This window comes from Pseudonocardia endophytica (genome assembly GCF_004339565.1).
Taxonomy (GTDB): Bacteria; Actinomycetota; Actinomycetes; order Mycobacteriales; family Pseudonocardiaceae; genus Pseudonocardia; species Pseudonocardia endophytica.
The window spans coordinates 3,336,709-3,355,413 of the sequence record NZ_SMFZ01000002.1 but is presented as its reverse complement, the minus strand read 5'-3'; the positions used below and the strand labels follow the sequence as shown (position 1 = coordinate 3,355,413).

16 protein-coding genes are annotated in these 18,705 nt (G+C 74.9%); 8 read left to right on the top strand and 8 right to left on the bottom strand.

Annotated elements, in window-relative coordinates:
• Window positions 1-118 precede the first annotated feature (118 nt).
• Window positions 119-310: a hypothetical protein gene (locus EV378_RS34260; RefSeq protein WP_132432082.1), complete on the top strand. Its 192-nt coding sequence runs from the start codon at window positions 119-121 to the stop codon at window positions 308-310.
• The gene (locus EV378_RS34255; RefSeq protein WP_132432080.1) at window positions 307-537 is read left to right on the top strand and encodes a hypothetical protein; all 231 of its coding nucleotides are present in this window, start codon (window positions 307-309) and stop codon (window positions 535-537) included. Before EV378_RS34260 ends, EV378_RS34255 begins: the two co-directional genes overlap by 4 nt.
• On the opposite strand, the gene EV378_RS34250 is transcribed toward EV378_RS34255, so the two are convergent.
• The 5 genes from EV378_RS34250 to edd all read right to left on the bottom strand — a co-directional run bounded on the left by EV378_RS34250 (window position 534) and on the right by edd (window position 6,994).
• Entirely contained in the window at window positions 534-1,709 is a 1,176-nt protein-coding gene (locus EV378_RS34250; RefSeq protein ID WP_132432078.1) for an MFS transporter, read from the bottom strand. The two genes, EV378_RS34255 and EV378_RS34250, sit on opposite strands and share 4 nt — an antisense overlap.
• A gap of 19 nt (window positions 1,710-1,728) precedes the next feature.
• On the bottom strand, window positions 1,729-3,027 hold the full coding sequence (gene nhaA, locus EV378_RS34245) for a Na+/H+ antiporter NhaA (protein ID WP_132432076.1): 1,299 nt from the start codon (window positions 3,025-3,027) through the stop codon (window positions 1,729-1,731).
• Window positions 3,028-3,927: 900 nt separating this feature from the next.
• A complete protein-coding gene (gene eda / locus EV378_RS34240) occupies window positions 3,928-4,782 on the bottom strand; it encodes a bifunctional 4-hydroxy-2-oxoglutarate aldolase/2-dehydro-3-deoxy-phosphogluconate aldolase (protein WP_132432074.1) in 855 nt (284 codons plus the stop codon).
• Entirely contained in the window at window positions 4,779-5,000 is a 222-nt protein-coding gene (locus EV378_RS34235; protein ID WP_132432072.1) for a hypothetical protein, read from the bottom strand. Before EV378_RS34235 ends, eda begins: the two co-directional genes overlap by 4 nt.
• 170 nt (window positions 5,001-5,170) lie before the next feature.
• Window positions 5,171-6,994, bottom strand: coding sequence for a phosphogluconate dehydratase (edd, locus tag EV378_RS34230; RefSeq protein WP_132432070.1), 1,824 nt, complete (start codon window positions 6,992-6,994; stop codon window positions 5,171-5,173).
• A 130-nt stretch (window positions 6,995-7,124) separates the two neighbouring features.
• On the opposite strand from edd, the gene EV378_RS34225 reads away from it, so the two are divergent.
• The gene (locus EV378_RS34225) at window positions 7,125-8,306 is read left to right on the top strand and encodes an ROK family transcriptional regulator (protein ID WP_132432068.1); all 1,182 of its coding nucleotides are present in this window, start codon (window positions 7,125-7,127) and stop codon (window positions 8,304-8,306) included.
• Window positions 8,307-8,317: 11 nt separating this feature from the next.
• On the opposite strand, the gene EV378_RS35710 is transcribed toward EV378_RS34225, so the two are convergent.
• Window positions 8,318-9,013 carry a GNAT family N-acetyltransferase gene (locus EV378_RS35710; protein WP_165922619.1) on the bottom strand — a complete coding sequence of 232 codons (696 nt, stop codon included), beginning with the start codon at window positions 9,011-9,013 and terminating at the stop codon, window positions 8,318-8,320.
• 66 nt (window positions 9,014-9,079) lie between these two features.
• Between EV378_RS35710 and EV378_RS35705 the strand changes: the two genes are divergently transcribed.
• The 3 genes from EV378_RS35705 to zwf all read left to right on the top strand — a co-directional run bounded on the left by EV378_RS35705 (window position 9,080) and on the right by zwf (window position 13,093).
• Window positions 9,080-10,240 (top strand): ROK family transcriptional regulator, encoded by a 1,161-nt coding sequence (locus EV378_RS35705; protein ID WP_165922618.1) that lies wholly within the window; start codon window positions 9,080-9,082, stop codon window positions 10,238-10,240.
• On the top strand, window positions 10,237-11,367 hold the full coding sequence (galK, locus tag EV378_RS34215; protein WP_132432064.1) for a galactokinase: 1,131 nt from the start codon (window positions 10,237-10,239) through the stop codon (window positions 11,365-11,367). Before EV378_RS35705 ends, galK begins: the two co-directional genes overlap by 4 nt.
• Window positions 11,368-11,572: 205 nt before the next feature.
• Window positions 11,573-13,093 (top strand): glucose-6-phosphate dehydrogenase, encoded by a 1,521-nt coding sequence (gene zwf / locus EV378_RS34210; RefSeq protein ID WP_243653903.1) that lies wholly within the window; start codon window positions 11,573-11,575, stop codon window positions 13,091-13,093.
• On the opposite strand, the gene EV378_RS34205 is transcribed toward zwf, so the two are convergent.
• Both EV378_RS34205 and EV378_RS34200 read right to left on the bottom strand, forming a co-directional pair.
• Entirely contained in the window at window positions 13,075-13,455 is a 381-nt protein-coding gene (locus tag EV378_RS34205) for an SRPBCC family protein (RefSeq protein ID WP_132432062.1), read from the bottom strand. The genes zwf and EV378_RS34205 overlap by 19 nt on opposite strands.
• On the bottom strand, window positions 13,452-16,571 hold the full coding sequence (locus tag EV378_RS34200) for an ATP-binding protein (protein WP_132432060.1): 3,120 nt from the start codon (window positions 16,569-16,571) through the stop codon (window positions 13,452-13,454). Before EV378_RS34200 ends, EV378_RS34205 begins: the two co-directional genes overlap by 4 nt.
• Before the next feature lie 182 nt (window positions 16,572-16,753).
• Between EV378_RS34200 and EV378_RS34195 the strand changes: the two genes are divergently transcribed.
• Both EV378_RS34195 and EV378_RS34190 read left to right on the top strand, forming a co-directional pair.
• Window positions 16,754-17,803, top strand: a complete 1,050-nt coding sequence (locus tag EV378_RS34195) for a class I SAM-dependent methyltransferase (RefSeq protein WP_132432058.1) — start codon at window positions 16,754-16,756, stop codon at window positions 17,801-17,803.
• A 69-nt stretch (window positions 17,804-17,872) separates the two neighbouring features.
• A complete protein-coding gene (locus tag EV378_RS34190; protein WP_132432056.1) occupies window positions 17,873-18,679 on the top strand; it encodes an alpha/beta fold hydrolase in 807 nt (268 codons plus the stop codon).
• The last annotated feature ends 26 nt before the right edge of the window (window positions 18,680-18,705 follow it).

The window sequence follows — 18,705 nt, the reverse complement described above, 5'->3', positions numbered from 1 at the left end:
CCACGCGTCGTGCGCCAGTTCACGTCGTCAGGAGTCGGCGTCAAGGCCCTGAGTGTGTCAGCCTGAGACGCGCGGCCGTCGACGTCCCGTCAGTGTCCCAACGACTCCGGAGCGTGAGATGACCCTCCTGTGCGAGCGGTGCTTCGGCCCGATCGACCCGTCCCGCGAGCAGTACTTCCAGCTCGCGCACATCGCGCACGCCGACCGCACCGGCAACGTCGCGTGGAACCACGCCGCCGTCCACACCGCCCCCTGCGGCTCGGCGGAGCCGGTCGCCGACGTCGGCGGCGAGCAGCGCCGAGCGGCATGACGCTGCTCTGCGAGCGGTGCTGTGGTCCCATCCACCGCTCGACCGAGCCGCTGCGGCTGACCTGGCACCGCGTGCCCGACGAGCGGGGCGGTCCGGCCCGCTGGCTGCAGTCCGCCGTGCACGCGCTCCCGTGCGAGGAGCCGGACGTCGGTGAGTGGGACACGATCCGCCGTGGTGCCGCCCCGGCCGCGCTGCGCTGGGCCGCCGAGCGCGACGACCACCGCTAACGCGCCGGAGCCCGCACGCCGAGCGCTGCCGCCGTCCCGGCCATGGCGAGCACGGCGATCGACCCGAGCGCGACGAGCAGCGGCACTGTCCAGCCGGCGGTTCGGTCGTGCACGGCGCCGAGCACGGTCGGCCCGGCGGCCGCGATCGTGTAGCCGACTCCCTGCACGGTGGCCGACATGCGCCGGTTCTCCGTCTCGTCCCGCGCTCCGCGCACCACCAGCGCGAAGATCAACGTGAGCCCTCCGCCCTGGGCGACGCCGCCGACCGCGCACCACACGGCCCAGCCGCCCGGTGCGAACAGGAGCCCGGCAACCAGGACGACCCATGCCGCCACCACACAGCCGACCGCGACGGCCGCACTGCCGCGGCGCAGCAGCAGCGGCACCCCGAACGCTCCGGCGATGGCCGCGATCTGGAACGGCGACGACGCGACCCCGGAGGCCTCGGCCCCCAGCCCGGCGAGGTCGCGCAGGATCAGCGGCAGCCAGCCGGTGATCCCGTAGTAGGCGAACGCCTGCCCGGCGAACGCCACCGACAGGGCCCACACCAGCGGCCGGCGCCACCACTCGTCGCCACCCGTATCGGTCGCCGGCGCAGGCGGCAGGTCCGGCCTGTTCCGCATCGCCCACCACCACACGGCGGCGCTGACCAGGACGAGGACGCACCACGTCAGCAGCGCGAGCCGCCAGTCGACGACGGACGCGATCGGCGCCGTGAACGACAGGGTGATCATCGACCCGACGTTCAGCGACGACGTGTACATCGCCAGCACGCCGTTCGCCCGCTCCGGCAGGTCCCGCCCGATCACGACCGGGACGGCGACGTTCCCGACCGTGATCGCGCCCCCGATCAGCAGCGTCCCGGCGAGTGCGGCGACGAGCCCGTCGGCCGAGCGCAGGACCGTGCCGGCCAGCAGCACGCCGAGCCCGATCAGGACGCCGCGCCGCAGTCCGGCCCTCGCGAGCAGCCACGAGGCGGGCGGGCTGAGCACGCCGAAGCACAGCACCGGAAGGCTGACCAGCAGCGCGACGGTCGCGGCGGACGCACGCAGGTCGGCGCCGACGACGTCGAGCACCGGGGTGACCGCGACGATCGGTCCGCGCAGGTTGAGCGCGAACAGGACGATCGCGGTGATCAGCAGCGCTGCTGACGCCGGACGGGGAGCGTGCACGCGATCATTCTGCGGCGCGTCAGGCGTGTCCGGGGTCGTGTGGTGACCGGTCGAACGCGTCCGGGATGCCGTCGCCGTCGGAGTCGGTGGTCTCGGCGGCGGCGATCCGGCGGTGATGGGCGTTGCGAATCCTGAGCACGACGGTCGCGAGCAGCGCCGAGACCAGCGACCCGAGCAGCACGCCGATCTTGACGTGGTCGTCGGCCGGGCTCCCGGCGCCGAACGCGAGCTCGCCGATCAGCAGCGACACCGTGAACCCGATCCCGGCCAGCAGGGACAGGCCGAGCACGTCGGGCCAGCCGAGGTCGTCGGCCAGGCGGGCGCGGGTGAACCGCTGGACGAGCCACGTCGCACCGAGCACCCCGACCGTCTTCCCGGCGACCAGTCCGGCGACGATCCCCCACGTCACGGTGTCCGCGAACGCCGCGCCCGCTCCCCCACCGACGACCGTCACGCCCGCCGCGAAGAACGCGAACACCGGCACGGCGAACCCGGCGGACAGGGGCCGCCACCGGTGTTCGAGGTGCTCGGCGAGGCCGGGTCCCGGCCCTCCCGTCCGCCGGATCACCGGCACGGCGAAACCCAACAGCACGCCCGCGACCGTGGCGTGCACGCCGGACGCGTGCACGAGCGCCCAGGTCAGCGCCGCCAACGGGAGCAGCAGCCACCAGGATCTGATCCTCCGCTGCACGAGGACCGTGAACGCCGCCAGCGGCAGGAGCGCCAGCAGCAGCGGAACGACCTGCAGGTCGTCGGTGTAGAACAGCGCGATGATCGTGATGGCCAGCAGGTCGTCGACGACGGCGAGCGTCAGCAGGAACGTGCGCAGCGCCGACGGCAGCGAGGAGCCGATCACGGCCAGCACGGCGAGGGCGAACGCGATGTCGGTCGCGGTCGGGATGGCCCAGCCGACGGCCGCTCCCGGAGTGGAGAGAGTGACCGCCGTGAAGATCAGCGCCGGGACGGTCATGCCGCCGACGGCCGCGGCCACCGGGAGCACGGCGCGACGCGGGTCGTGCAGGTCGCCGACCACGAACTCGCGCTTGAGCTCCAGGCCCGCGACGAAGAAGAAGATCGCCAGCAGGCCGTCGGCGGCCCAGGCGGCGAGCGTGAGGTCGAGGTGCAGCGACGCCGGTCCGACCGTGAGCCCGCCGAGCGCGGTGTAGCCGTCCCGCCACGGCGAGTTCGCCCAGATCAGTGCGACGACGGCGGCCCCGACGAGCAGCGCGCCCCCGACCGTCTCGGCGCGCAGGACATCGGCGACGCGTGAGACCTCGCGCCACGAGCCGCGGGAGAACAGTCGGGACGGTGTGGTCATCGGGTTCCTCGAGGTCGTCCAGGTCGGCGCACGCTCACGCCACCGCCGACCAGACTTCCCGGCACACCGCATAGCATCGTAACCGGCGAACGACTGCGCGACACCGGGATGTGTCTGGCCACGCACCGCGTACCTGCGGGACGACCCCAGACCGCCGCACCCGTTCCCGACGTACCGCACCCCGGGCGGCGTGCCGCACCTCGCCCGCGGGCCACACCCGTCGCCCGCGGGCCGCACCCGCACCGGCGGGGGCCGCACCGTCGCACCGGCGGGCCGCACCCGTCGCACCGGCATGCCGCACCCCGCACCACGCACCCCGCACCCGGCGTGCCGCATCCCGTCCACCGCCGGGGCCGCGGTGCTGGGCCGCTGCACGCGATCGGGCCGCCCGTCGCACCCCGCGCCGCACCCCCAACCGCTGGGCCGCACCCCGCACCAGCGTGCCGCACCCCGTCCACCGCCGGGGCCGCAGCCCGAACCGGCGGACCGCACACCGCACCGGCGTGCCGCACCCCCAACCGCTGCGCCGGGGCCGCGTTGCTGGGCTGCTGCACGCAATCGGGCCGCCCGTCGCACCCCGTGCCGCACCCCAACCGCTGTGCCGCACCCCGCCTCGGCGTGTCGCACCCGTCGCAACCGGTGCGACACGCCGGGGCGGGGTGCGACAGGTCCTCCGCCGGCTCCCCGCCGAGGACACAGGCCGCGGCGAGCCACCGCCGAGATCGGCGGAAGTGGCACGGGAGCGACACCATCGGAGCGGTCCGACCGGTCCCCCTGATCATGAGGGTCGACGCGAGCCCGCGGACCAAGATCGGCGGAACTGGCACCGACGCGACACCCGTGGCGCGATCCGGCCGATCCCGCTGATCATGGGACGGCGGACCAGCCCACGATGGCGGTTCAGCGCAGCTCGGCGCGACGGCCCCGGCGGCCGGACCAGGACTCGGCAACCGAGTGAGCCGGCGCGCCACCGTGCGCGGGAGGCGGCGCGACGTTGTAGGCGGGAGCCGCCGCCGGGACCGGCTCGTGCCCCGGGGCAGGCGCCGTGTCGGACGCGGGGGCGGTGTCGGGCGCGATGTCGGGCGCGATGTCAGGCGCGATGTCACGAGCGATGTCAGGCGCGGCGGCCGGGGGGCGCAGGGCCGCGGCGTCGGCGGCGAGGGTGCGGACCCGGTCCCAGTCGCCCGTCACGACGGCGTCGGCCGGGGTCAGCCACGATCCGCCGACGCAGCCGACGTTGCCCAGAGCCAGCCATGCCGGCGCGCTGCCGGACGTGATCCCGCCGGTCGGACAGAAGCGCAGGTCGGGCAGCGGTCCGGCGACTGCCGACAGGAACGGTCGCCCACCGGCCGCCTCGGCCGGGAAGAACTTCATCTCCCGCACGCCGCGCTCGGCGACGGCGAGCATCTCGGCGATCGTTGCGACACCCGGCAGGTACGGCAGGCCGGAGTCGTCCATCGCGTCCAGCAGCGACGGTGTGGCGCCGGGGCTGACCAGGAACTGCGCGCCCGCGGCGACGGACTCCTTCACATGCAGCGGCGTGCGCACCGTGCCGACGCCGACGACGGCGTCCGGCACCTCGTCGGTGATCCGGCGGACGGCCTCGAGCGCGGTCGTCGTCCGCAGCGTCACCTCGATCAGCGGCAGGCCGCCGTCGACGAGGGCGCGGGCGAGCGGAACGGCGCGCTCCGGGTCGTCCAGGACGACGACCGGGACGACGGGTGCGAGGTCGAGCAGCGAGCTGGTGGTGGTCAACGGTTCTCCTCGGTGGAGTCGGACAGCGTCTGGTCAGTGGGGTCCGCGATCACGTGGATCGGCGGTGCCGGGCCGACCACGCCGGTCCGCGATACCGGGCCGATCACGCCGGTCCCCGATGGCTGGGCCGACGCGGCCCGCCGGTGCGAGCGCGGCTGGGCCACGTGCCGGGCACGGTCGTCGGGCCGGCCCGAGCGCAGTCGGCCGAGCCCGGTCACGGGCCGAGCACCCTCAGCCGGTAGCCGGCCGGCAGCGACGGCGCGCGCGAGTCGGCAGGCGTCCCGTCGTGGTCCGACGCCGGCACCCGACCCGAGGCGGTCTACAGGTCGGCAGCGCCGCGGCGGTGCAGCACCCAGCCGGCCCGATGTCGTCACCCAGCACAACGTGATCAGCGGGTCGGCAGCGCGACGGCGGCGCCGCGGTCGGCCGGTCCGACGGCGTCGCGGAACGCGGCGAACAGTTCGCGCCCGGTACCGGCGGTGGCAGTGGACGGGGCGGACGGGACCGGGCGGCCGTCGAACTCGTCGGCGTCGACGAGCAGCGACACCGTGCCGGTGAGCGTGTCCAGACGGATCACGTCGCCGTCCCGGACGCGGGCGAGTGGCCCGCCCTGCGCGGCCTCCGGCGTGACGTGCAGCGCGGCCGGGACCTTGCCGGACGCTCCGGACATCCGGCCGTCGGTGACGACGGCGACCCGGTGGCCCCGATCCTGCAGCACACCGAGCGCCGGTGTGAGCTTGTGCAGCTCCGGCATGCCGTTGGCGCGCGGTCCCTGGTAGCGCACGACGGCCACCATGTCCCCGTCGAGCGAACCGCCCTCGAAGGCCGAGAGGAGGGCGGCCTGGTCGTCGAACACCCGGGCGGGCGCCTCGACGATCCGGTGGTCCGGCTCCACGGCCGACGTCTTCACGACGGCGCGGCCGAGGTTGCCGTCCAGCACGCGCAGGCCACCGTCCGGGGCGAACGGGTCGGACACGCCGCGCAGCACGGTCTTGTCCAGGCTCTCGCCAGGGCCCTCGCGCCAGACCAGCTCGCCGTCGGAGAGGAACGGTTCGCGCGTGTAGCGGGACAGCCCCGGACCGTCGACGGTGACGACGTCCTCGTGCAGCAGCCCGGCGCCCAGCAGCTCCCGGATCAGGAGCTGCATGCCGCCCGCGGCCTGGAAGTGGTTGATGTCGGCCGTGCCGTTCGGGTAGATCCGGGCCAGCAGCGGCACGATCGAGGACAGGTCCGAGAAGTCGCCCCAGGTCAGCTCGACGCCCGCGGCGGCGGCCATGGCCACGAGATGCATCGTGTGGTTCGTCGACCCACCGGTGGCCAGCAGCGCGACGACCCCGTTGACGACGGCGCGCTCGTCGACGACCTCGCCCATGGGGGGTGCTGCCGCCGTCACGATCCGGCGGGCGGCCTCCGCGGTCAGCGCGTCGCGCAGCGGCGTGCCGGGGTTCACGAAGCTCGCACCGGGCAGGTGCAGGCCCATGACCTCCATCAGCAGCTGGTTCGAGTTCGCCGTCCCGAAGAACGTGCAGGTCCCGGGCCCGTGGTAGCTCTTCGACTCCGCGTCGAGCAGCTCCTCGCGCGACGCCGTGCCCTCGGCGTGGCGCTGGCGGACCTCGGCCTTGCGCTTGTTCGGCAGGCCGGAGCTCATCGGCCCGGCCGGCGCGAGCACGACCGGCAGGTGCCCGAACGACAGCGCGCCCATGACCAGCCCGGGGACGATCTTGTCGCACACCCCGAGGAGGACGGCGCCGTCGAACATGTCGTGGGACAGTGCGACCGCGGTCGACATGGCGATGACGTCGCGGCTGAACAGGGACAGTTCCATGCCCTCGCGGCCCTGGGTGATGCCGTCGCACATGGCGGGCACGCCGCCCGCGACCTGGGCGACACCGCCCGCCTCGCGCGCGGCGGACTTGATCAGCGCCGGGTAGGTCTCGAACGGCTGGTGGGCGGACAGCATGTCGTTGTAGGCGGTCACGATCGCGACGTTGCGGGCGGGCGTCGCGGTGAGCGCGATCTTGTCCGGCCCGCAGGCGGCGGCGCCGTGCGCGAGGTTCGCGCAGCCCATCCCCTCCCGCGCGGGTGCGGCGGGCGGAGCAGCGGCGGTCCGGATGCGGCTGAGGTAGTCGGCCCGGCGCGTGGCGCTGCGGGCGCGGACCCGATCGGTGACGGCGGCGACGGCCGGGTGCAGGTCGGGTGGTGTGACGGTCACGGGGCTCCTGACGAACGAGGTGGTCGGGCCGTGCGCTCCGTACTTTATCGATACACTTCGGTACTCGCAAGACGTTACTAGCCGGTCATCTGCGTTCGCGCAGGTTGAAGCACTGTGGTTCACTGGACGAATGCGAGGACGCACGCCCACGAGCGCGCCCGCGACCGCCGGCGAGATCTTCCGGCTGGTGCGCGAGGGCACGGCCGGGACCCGCACCGAGATCGGGCGGGCGACCGGGCTGTCTCGCACGGCCGTCGCGGCCCGGGTGGACCGGCTGCTCGCCGACGGGCTGGTCACCGAGGTGCAGGGTGCGGCGGCCACCGGCGGACGCCCGGCGGCCCGGCTGGAGTTCCACGCGTCCGGTGGCGCGGTGCTCGCGCTCTCGGTCGGGATCAGCCGCACGAAGGCGGCCGTCTGCGACCTGGCCGGTGAGGTGCTGGCCGAGGACGTGCTGGAGCAGCCGGCGTCGAGCGGTCCGGAGACGTTGCTCGGGGCCGCCGTCGAACTGCTGGACAAGCTGCTCGACGGCGTGGACAACCCCGTCGTGCGCGGGATCGGGCTGAGCATCCCCGGCACCGTCGACGGCGGCGTCGGCGGCAGCGCGGGCGTGCCCGCCCTGCCCGGCTGGGAGGGCATCGAGCTCCCGCCGCTCCTGACCACCCGCTTCGACGTGCCGGTGCGCGTCGACAACGACGTGAACGTGATGGCGCTGGCCGAGCACGCCGCCCATCCCGAGGTCGACGACCTGCTGATGGTCAAGGTGTCCACCGGCGTCGGGGCGGGCGTGGTCGCGGGTGGCGTGCTGCAGCGCGGCGCGTGGGGCGCGGCCGGGGAGATCGGGCACACCCCGGTGCACGACGGTCCGGGCATCGGCTGCGGCTGCGGGAACGTCGACTGTCTCGAGGTGCTCGCCAGCGGCGCCGCCCTGGTCCGCGACCTCGCCGCCGCCGGGCGCGACGTGAACGGGATCGCGGACGTCGTCGCACTCGTGAAGCAGGGCGACCCGGACGCGGTCCGGCTGGTGCGCACGGCCGGCCGGCGGCTCGGCGAGGTGCTGGCCGCAGCCGTGAACCTCGTGAACCCGGCCCTGGTGACGATCGGCGGCGACCTGGTCGGGGCCTACGACCCGCTCGTCGCCGGTGTCCGCGAGGCGATCTACCGCCGCTCGGTGGCGGCCGCGACGCAGGACCTCCGGATCGAGCCGGGCCTGCTCGCCGGGCGCAGCGGCGTCACCGGCTGCGCGATCCTCGTGCTCGACGAGGTGCTCGCGCCGTCCTCGGTGGACGCGGCACTGTCCGACCAGGACGAATGAGAACCCTCCGATCAGGAGCGATCGGAACGATCGGGAGCCCGCACCAGGTCGAAGCACATCGGCCGGGAGAACACGAACCCCCATCGCCGGTACTGGCGCAGCGCATGCTCGTTCGCCGCGGACGCGTGCAGCATCGGCCGGTCGCCGCGCTCGACGACGTGGTGCGCGACAGCGCGAACCAGGCGCTCCGCGTAGCCGCGCCCGCGGTACGCCTCGTCGGTGCACACGGCGCTGATCTCCGTCCACCCCGGACCGCGCATGCGCTCACCCGCCATGGACACGAGCTCGTCGCCGTCCCGGATGCCGAGGTAGAGGCCCAGCTCGCCGGTCCGCAGCTTCCACGGTCCCGGCCGGGTGCGGGTGACGAGGTCGGCCATCGCCTCCCGGTCGGTGCCCCCGAGCACGACGGCGCCGGGGTCGGGCCGGGTCTCCAGCGCGCCGCCGTCCATCTGCACGCCGTCCAGCGGGATGATCGCCTCCCAGCCGTCGGGAAGCTGCTCGCGCGGCCCGGTCAGCACGGCCGTTCCGCCCGGTCCCAGCAGCGCGGCCAGGTCGGCCCAGTCGGTCGCGCCCGGATCGGCGCCGACGCCCGCGAACGGCGTCACGTCCGCGTCGAACACGGCGGCGCGGCCCTTGCTCCGCCCGAACCCGGCGAGCGGCCCGCCCAGCGCGTCGAGCGCGGGCCGCTCGGGCAGCACGTCGTCCATGGCATCGATCATGCACCTCGCGCGGCGCGCACCGGACCCGCGTGGCGGCGTGAGTACGGTGACACCGTGACTTCCGCGCCGGAAGAAACCCCCCGCGACGGATGGGCCCGCCTCGACGGCAGCCTGCGCGCCGTCGCGGTCGAGGTGCTCCGGCACGGCCCGCTCCCCCGCGCCGAGCTGGCCCGGCGGCTCGGGCTGTCCCCCGGCTCGCTGACCCGCCTCACCCGCCCCTTGCTGGAGGACGGTCTGCTCGTCGAGGGCGGTCCGGAGCTGCAGTCGCGCACCGGGCGGCCATCGGTCCCGCTGGACGTGCGCGCGACCCGCGCCCGGTTCGTGGGCGTCACGGTCACCGCCGACGAGGCGATCGCCGTCGTCACCGACCTGCGGTCGCGGCTGCTGGACCACGTCATGGTGCCGCTGCCCGGCCGGAGCCCGGACGACGTCGTCGAGTGCGTGGCCGGGATCGTGCGGCGGTTCGCGCCGGTCGAGGGCCTCGGCGTCGGGATCGGCGGGCTGGTCGCCGAGCACCGCGACGTCGTCGTCGCGCCGTTCCTCGGCTGGGACGAGCCGGTCGCGCTCGCTCGCCTGCTCGCCGGGGCGACCGGCGTTCCGTCCTCCGTGGACAACGACGTCAGAGCGCTCGCGGCCGCCGAGCACTGGTTCGGCGCCGGGCGGGGTCTGCACTCGTTCGCACTGGTCACGATCGGGAGCGAGGTCGGGGCCGCGCTCGTCGTGCACGACGACCAGGTGTGCGGCGCACGCGGTCTCGGCGGCGCGGTCGGCCACCTCCCGCTGGTGCCGGCCGACCACCCGGCCGCCGCGGGCGGGCCGTGCGAGCTGGGCCACCGCGGCTGCGCGCAGGCCGTGCTGAGCACCTCCGGGATGGCCGCGGCCGCCCGCGCCCGGTTCGGCCGACCGGTGTCCACCGACGAGCTGTGGGAGATCCAGCCCGTTCTGGACGCCGCCGCCGAGGCGCTCGCCGTGCTCGTCGGCGGCGTGGTCGGGCTCGCCGACCCGGAGGTCGTGCTGGTGTCCGGCACCGGCGCCGGGCTCGTCGACGCCGCGCGGCCCGCGCTCGAGACCGGTCTGGGCGCCGGTCGGCGACCGCAGGCTCCCGCCGTCCCGGTGCGGGTGGCACCGTTCGCCCGCACGGACTGGGCACGCGGCGCCGCCGTCGTCGCCGTCCAGGACCATGTCCGCGGCACTCCAGGAGGTACGCACCGATGACCGTTCTCGCCGACCACTTCCAGGCGCGCTGGGAGCGGCCGCCGTCCGGCACGTGGTTCGCGCCGGGGCGGGTGAACCTGATCGGCGAGCACACGGACTACAACGACGGGTTCGTGCTCCCGTTCGCGCTGGACAAGCGCACTCTCGTGGCCGCGGCGCCGGCGTCCGGGCGGACCCGGGTGGTGTCGCGCAACGAACCGGGCGACGCCGAGTTCGACACGTCGACCGTCGCCCCCGGTGACGTCCCGGGCTGGGCCGCCTATGTCGCGGGCGTCGCGTGGGCGCTGCGCGAGGCCGGGCACCCGGTGCCGGACGCGGACCTGCTCGTCGAGTCCGACGTGCCGGTCGGGGCCGGGCTGTCGTCGTCGGCGGCGCTGGAGTGCGCGGTCGCCGTCGCGCTGACCGATCTCGCCGGGATCACGCTGGACCGCACCGCGATCGCGAAGATCACCCGACGCGCGGAGAACGAGTTCGTCGGCGCCCCGACCGGCGGCATGGACCAGATGGCCGCGATGCACGGGAAGGCCGACATGCTCGTCTTCCTGGACACGCGCGACGACCTGATCGAGCGCGTCCCGTTCCGGCTGGCCCGCTACGGGCTGGCGCTGCTGGTGATCGACACCCAGGCCCCGCACGCGCACGCGGGCGGCCAGTACGGGGAGCGCCGCGCCGACTGCGCCGCGGCCGCGGAGGCGCTGGGCGTGCCGGCGCTGCGGGACGCGACCGTCGCCGACCTCGACCGGATCTCCGACCCGCGGATCCGCCGTCGCGCCCGGCACGTCGTCACTGAGGACGACCGGGTGCGGCAGGTCGTGGACCTGCTGTCCGGCGGCGTCGACCCGCGCGCGATCGGCCCGGTCCTGGACGCCTCGCACGCGTCGATGCGCGACGACTTCGAGATCACCGTCCCGCACGTCGACGTCGCCGCCGCGTGCGCGCGCTCGGCCGGCGCACACGGGGCGCGCATGACCGGCGGCGGGTTCGGCGGGTGCGTGATCGCCCTCTGCGACGACGGCGACGTGGCCGGCGTGACGACGGCCGTCGAGAAGGCCTACGCCGAGCGGGGCTGGACCGCGCCCGTCGCGTTCACGGCCGTCCCGTCGGCGGGCGCCGCGCGCCTGGAATGACGGCTCACCCCGGCCGAGATGAACGTCACCGCTCCGCAGCCGGCTCCGGACGACGGTGACGTTCACGTCGAAGGCGCTGACGTGGCGGTGGCGCGCGGAGGCACGACACCGATCGCGGAGCTGTGACGTACCGCTCGGCGCATCAGCCGTCAAAATCCCTTCTTTGGCTCGCCAGAGACGGATATGAATCGTTACAGTCGACGTCGTGGCACCTCTTCCCGTGACCGACCCGGCCGACGTCATCGTGTTCGGCGGGACCGGAGACCTGGCGATGCGCAAGCTGTTGCCCGCGCTCTACCTGCGCGATCTCGACGGTCAGCTGGACGGGGACGCCCGGATCGTCGCCGTGTCGCGGTCCGGACTGGACGACGCGGACTACCGCGACAAGGTCGACTCCGAGCTGCGCCGCACCGCCCCGCGCTGGACCGGCGCCGACGCCCTCGACGACGACCGGCACGCCGCGTTCCTGCGCCGGCTGCACCACGTCACGCTCGACGTCGCCGACGACGACTGGTCCGGGCTCACCGACGTGCTGGGCCCCGCCGACCACCGGATCCGCGTGCTCTACCTGGCGTCCGCGCCCAGCCTGTTCGGCCGGATCTGCACCGGCGCCGCCGCACACGGCATCGTCGACGAACGCACCCGCGTCGTGCTGGAAAAGCCGCTCGGCACCGACCTGGCGTCCGCGCAGGCGATCAACGACGAGGTCGGCTCCGTGTTCGCCGAGGACCAGATCTACCGGATCGACCACTATCTCGGTAAGGAGACCGTCCAGAACCTGCTGGTCCTGCGCTTCGGCAACTCCCTGTTCGAGCCGCTGTGGAACGCGGGCCAGATCGACCACGTGCAGATCACGGTCGCCGAGTCGCTGGGCGTCGGGAACCGGGCCGACTACTACGACGGCAGCGGCGCCCTGCGCGACATGGTCCAGAACCACCTGCTGCAGCTGCTGTGCCTCGTCGCGATGGAGCCGCCCGCCCGCATCGACGGCGAGGGCGTTCGCGACGAGAAGCTGAAGGTCCTGCAGTCGCTCAAGCCGCTGACCGGCCCGGACGTCGTGCGCGACACGGTCCGCGGCCAGTACACCGAGGGGCTGGTGGACGGCGAGGCCGTACCCGGCTACGCGACCGAGCTGGCCGAGTCGCGCGCCGGCACGCCGCGGGAGAAGGACGCGAGCTCGACGGAGACGTTCGTCGCGCTGCGCGCCGAGGTGGCGAACTGGCGCTGGGCGGGCGTGCCGTTCTACCTGCGCACCGGCAAGCGGCTGGCCCGGCACGCGTCGGAGATCGTGGTGCAGTTCAAGCCCGTCCCGCACTCCATCTTCCCGGCGTTCGGCGAGCAGATCCCGCCGAACCGGCTGGTCCTGCGCCTGCAGCCGGACGAGGGCGTGCGCCTGCACATGACCGCGAAGGCGCCGGGGCCCGGCGGCATCCGCCCGCATCCGGCCCCGCTGGACCTCAGCTTCGCCCGCACGTTCGGCGACCGGCTCCCGGACGCCTACGAGCGTCTGCTGATGGACGTGTTGCGCGGCAACCCGACGCTGTTCATGCGCCGCGACGAGATCGAGGCCGCGTGGCGCTGGGCGGAACCGGTGCTGCGCACGTGGGAGGAGACGAACCAGCTCCCCCGCCCGTACTCCGCGGGCGGCCACGGACCGTCTGCGTCGGCCCGGCTGATCGAGCGCGACGGGCGCGCATGGCACGAGGACTACCAGGACGTCGGCTGAGCCTCGGCCAACTCGGTCAGGGACAGCATCGACGCCGTCAGGATCGACCGCAGCCCCTCGGTCCGGTGGGCCTCCGACGGGGCGAGCTCGGCGTGCACCTCGATCGCCGTGCCGTCTCCGTCGGCGGCCAGCCGCCACGCGAACCGCACGTCGTTGACCTGACAGGAGATCGACACCCGGCCGGCCGCCGCGTCCGTGCGCATCCGTTGCGGCATCGGGAGGTCCGGGTCGCCGCCGAGCCACCACGTGAAGTCCTCCGGCCCGTCCGGCCGGACGGTGCCGTACCACCACTCCGGGAACCGGCTCGGGTCGAACAGCAGCTTCCAGACCTCTTCGACGGGCGCGCCCGCGCGGCCCGTCACGGTGAACTCCGGCATGTCCCGCCATTCGCTACCGTGTCGATCTCCGCCGTCAGCCGGGCGATCTCGCGGTCCGGCTCGACCAGGCCGGCCACCGGCGGGCGGCCCAGGTCGACGAAGTTGGTCATGAACTCGGTACCGCGGTCCGCGCCGTGGTACCGCCGCCACCCGGCCAACGCTTCCTCCAGCCTGCGGAGATGCGCCGTCCGGTCCCCGCGGGCACCGGCGACCAGGCCCTGCACGCGCGCCATCCGCGGAACGAGCGACCACGGCCGGTCGTGCGGCCCGATCTCCTCCTCGGCGGTCCGTCGCAGCTCCGCCTCTGCCTCCTCGGCGAGGCCCTGCGCGGCGAGGGCCTCCGCCATGGCCAGCCGGGCCGCGGGGCGGCTGAACCCGTGCGTCGGGAACGCGAGCGCGTCGCCCAGCATCGTCGCGGCGTCGACGTACCGGTCCGCGGCCAGCGCGACCATCCCTGCATCGTGGCGGGCCGTGCCGACGTGGTCCGGGGTGTCCATCCGCTCGGCCATCACCAGCTGTGTGAACGCCACGCGGCGCGCCTCGTCGTGTCGCCCGAGGTGCCCGAGCAGGTACGCCAGCGCGGACAGGCAGGGCTGCTCGAGCACGGCGATGCCGCGGGTCGTGTCCACCGCGGCCTCGGTCTGTGCCAGCGCCCCCTCGACGTCGCCGCCCGCGCTCAGCGCGCTCGCCGCGTTGACCCGGATCGCGTAGGCCAGGTCCGGGCGCCGTGCCCGCGCCGCCGCCGAGCCGCCCCGGTCGGCGACGGCCGTGCACTCGTCGAAGCGCCCGAGGCGGATCACGGTCATCAACCGGACGTTCTCGATCTCCGCGACGGTGGCGTCGTCCGGCTCCGGCACCAGCGCGGACGCCTGTTCCAACAGCTCCTCCGCGCGCCGGGGATCGGCGGCGCTCGACTCACCCCACGCCTGGCCGAGCAGCACGTCGACGCGCAGCCGGACCGGCGCGTCCGCGCGAAGCGACGCGGCCGCCCGCCGGTAGGCCTCCAGCGACGCCGACGGACGGCAGACGACCGTGCGCAGGACCGTTCCACGCCGGCACCACGCGGCCGCCAGCTCGTCGGGTTCGAGCAGGTCCAGCGCGAGCCTCCACTCGCGCTCGAACTCCTCGGACCGGCCGCTCCATCCGTGGACCTCGGCCAGCTCCAGATGCAGGTCGCCCGCGTCCGGTCGGCAGCGGACGGCCTCGCCCCAGAACCCGGCGGCCTCGGGCAGCGCGCCCAGCGTGCGGGCGTGCCGGGCAGCGCGCTCCCAGCGGGGTCCGGCGAGATCGTCGCGGCCCGCCGCACGCAGGTGCCCGGCCACCTCCGCGGCGACGGCGTCCGGGTCGGCCCCGGGGTCGTCGGCGGCGGCCCGCTCGATCGCCGTCCCGGCCCGCAGGTGGCTGCGGCACGCGTCGCGTCGCTCGGCGCGGGTGGCCTCGGCGAGCAGGGCGTGCCGGAACCGCAGCGACCCGGACGCGCGGTTCAGCAGCCCGGTGTCCAGCACCAGCTGCTCGGTCCCGTCCGGCACGCCGAGCGCGGCGATCTCCGGCGCGGTCAGCGCGCGCCCGGCGGCGGCGACGCACTCGAGCAGCTCACGTCCCGGGTGGTCCAGCGTGCCCAGCACCGCGCGGACGGCCGCCCGCAGCGTCGGCGGCGGGTCGGAGAGCCCCGCGGCCAGCGCCCGGGCACTCTCCACCGCGAGCAGCGGGTTGCCCTCCGCGGCACGGACCGCGCGACCGACGTCGTCCTCGTCCAGTGCGGCGGACGCCCGTGCGACCTCGGCCAGCGCGGCGTCGTCCATCGGGCCGAGATCGATCTCGCCGACGTCGACACCCCGGCCGCCGACGTCGGCCAGCAGGGCGTCCGCCTCCGGGCGGGCCGGCCGGTCGCGGCGGGTCAGCAGGAACAGCACCGGGAGCGCGGCCAGCCTCCGTCCGATGTGGGCACAGAGCGCCATGCTGGCCCGGTCGGCACGGTGCACGTCCTCCGCGACGAGCAGCACCGGGCGCCCGGACGCGGCCCACTCGACGAGCCGCAGCACGGCGTCGGACACCCGCAGCCGCTCCAGCTCCGGCGCCGCGACCGGGGCGGGCACGTCGGCGCGCCCGAGCGCGTTCGCCAGGTCGGGCGCGAGCCTGCCGAGCTCGGCGGGCCAGCGGGTGCCGTCCGGTGGCGGCGCGACGACGTGGACGAGCTCGCGGGCGAGCTCCTGCCACATCGCGAGCGGCGCAGGGTCCCCGACGTCGACCCCGGCACCGACGGCGACCCGGGCACCCGCGTTGTCCGCCCGCCGGGCCAGCTCGGTCACCAGCCGCGTCTTGCCGATGCCGCCCTCGCCGGTCACGACGACCACCCGGCCACGACCCGCCCGCGCCTCCGACCAGGCGTCGGTCAGCGCTCGCAACTCCGCGGCCCGTCCGAACAGCGGGCGCCGCGGTGGACCGGTCCCGGTGCCGGCCTGTTCGGGGTGGCGCAGCGCGGCGAGCGCGGACCGGGTCGGTGGGGCGGGCGGGACGCCGAGTTCGTCGTGCAGCCGACGGACCAGCTCCCGGCCGACGACGACGGCGCCCGCCCGATCCCCGGCCGCGGCCAGCCGTCGCATCAGGGCGCAGTGCGCGGGCTCGTCCAGAGGGGTGAGCGAGCAGCGGGCGCGGCTGTGCGCGGCCGCCGCGGACGGGTCGGACGCCGCCTCCGCGTCGTCGGCGAGCGCGTCCAGACGGCGCACCAGGCGGTTCCGGTGCTCGTCGCGGGCGCGGGCCGCCCAGTCCTGCGGCCATCCGGCGAGCAGCTCCGGGCCACCGGGGTCCGGCTCGTCGACGTCGGTGGCGACCCGAGACGCGTCCAGACCGACGTCGGTGCGGGTGGTGACCACGGTGTCGGCGCCGACGGCCCTGCGCAGCCCCCACACGGCCGTCCGCAGGTTCGCCCGCGCGACGCCGTCCGCCGCGTCCGGCCAGAAGCACGACGCCAGCGCATCGCGATGGTGCGGTCCGGGATGCAGGACGAGGTAGGCGAGCAGGCGTCGCAGCGGCGCCGTCAGCTCGATGGGCTCCCCGTCACGCTCGGCCGACGGCTCGCCGAGCAGCCGCACCCGCAGCATCGGGGCACGGTAGACCCGTCAGCGGTGCATCCGGGAGGTTCCGGACACGGGTACGTCCGGCTCCCCGCTCGGATTGGCCCGAACGGTCGTGACCCACGCTGGGTTGACGGTCCGGTGGACGGGCGCCGGTGACCGTCGTCCCCGACGCCGCCCGCGGTGGGCGGCCGGGAAGGGACGGAATCATGGACGAGGGAATGCTCAACGAGCTGCTGGGCCGGTTCGTCACCGACCTCGGCGCGACGATCGGAGCCGGCGGCATCGTCGTCGGGCACCGGCTGGGTCTGTACCGGGCGCTGGCCGAGGGCCCGGCGACACCGGAGCAGCTGGCGCGCAGGACCGGGACCGACACCCGGTACGTGACCGAGTGGTGCTACGGGCAGGCGGCCGGAGGGTACGTCGAGCGCGACGCGGACGCCTCGACGTTCTCGCTGAGCGAGGAGCAGGCGTTCGCGCTGACCGACCCGTCCGGGCCGCTCTACCTGCCCGGCGCGTTCGTGCTGGCCCTCGGCACCCTGCGGGCCGAGCCGCAGATCACCGAGGCGTACCGCACCGGCGCCGGGATGGGCTGGCACGAGCACCACGAGGACGTGTTCACCGGGTGCGAGATGTTCTTCCGGCCGGGCTATCTGGCCAACCTGGTGGCGACCTGGATCCCGGCGCTGGACGGCGTCGGCGAGAAGCTCGCCGCGGGCGGGCGGGTCGCCGACATCGGGTGCGGCCTCGGCGCGTCGACGGTGCTGATGGCCGAGGCCTACCCGCGCACCACGGTCACCGGCTCGGACTACCACGAGGGGTCGATCGAGATCGCCCGCAAGCGTGCCGCCGACGCTGGCGTCAGCGCGAACACCCGCTTCGAGGTCGCTCCGGCCGACGGATTCTCCGGAAGCGGCTACGACCTCGTCGCGACGTTCGACTGCCTGCACGACATGGGCGACCCGTCGTCGACCGCCCAGCACGTCCGGCGGGCGATCGCCGACGACGGCACGTGGCTGATCGTCGAGCCGATCGCCGCCGACACCGCGGCGGACAACATGAACCCGGTCGGCCGCGTCTACTACGGCTTCTCCGGCTACCTGTGCGTGCCGAACGCGAAGTCGCAGTCCGGCGGGTACGCGCTCGGCGCGCAGGCGGGCGAGGCGGCGATCCGCGACATCGTCACGGCAGCCGGGTTCACCCGCTTCGAGCGGGCGAGCGAGACGCCGTTCAACGCCGTGTTCGCGGCGCGGCCGTAGGTCCGATGAGTTCCCGGTCCCGGTGGCGTCTGTAGGAGCAACAGCCCACCGAGACCAGGAGCCACCCCTATGGACACCACCGCCACCACCGGCCAGTACGTCGACGTCAACGGCATCAGCCTCTGGGTCGAGACCCACGGGACCGGACGGCCGATGATCCTGCTGCACGGCGGGATGATGTCCGGCGAGTCGTTCGGACCGCTGCTGCCCGCGCTGACCGCGGACCACCAGGTCATCACCGTCGACCTCCAGGCACACGGCCGCACCGCCGACATCGACCGCCCGCTCACGCTGGAGGCGATGGCCGACGACATCGCCGCGCTGATCGCCCACCTCGGCCTCGACCACCCGGACCTGGTCGGCTACTCGCTCGGCGGTGGCGTCGCGCTGCACGTCGCGGCGAAGCACCCGGACGCGGTCGGCCGGCTCGTGCTGACGTCGGTCTTCACCCGGTCCGACGCGCTGGACCCGGAGATCCGGGCCCAGCAGGGCCAGGTCAGCGGCGCCGCCGCCGAGTTCATGACCGAGACGCCGATGTACGAGCTGTACCAGCGTGTCGCACCCCGACCCGAGGACTTCCCACGACTGCTGGACAAGCTCGGCGAGTGGATGTCCCACGACCTCGACCTCACCGAGGTGGTCCGCGGCCTGCGGGTGCCGACGCTGATCATGGCCGCGGACGCCGACATGGCGCCGGTGAGCCACTTCGCCGACGTGTTCGCGCTGCTCGGCGGCGGCCTGCGCGACGGCGGCTGGGACCGTTCCGGACGTCCGGCCGGTGGGCACGCGCTGGCGATCGTCCCCGGCGCCACCCACTACGACATCACCGAGTCGCCGCTCTACGCCGCGACGGTCCTTGCGTTCCTCGAGAGCTAGTGCCCCGTCAAGGAACGTCGGTGCCG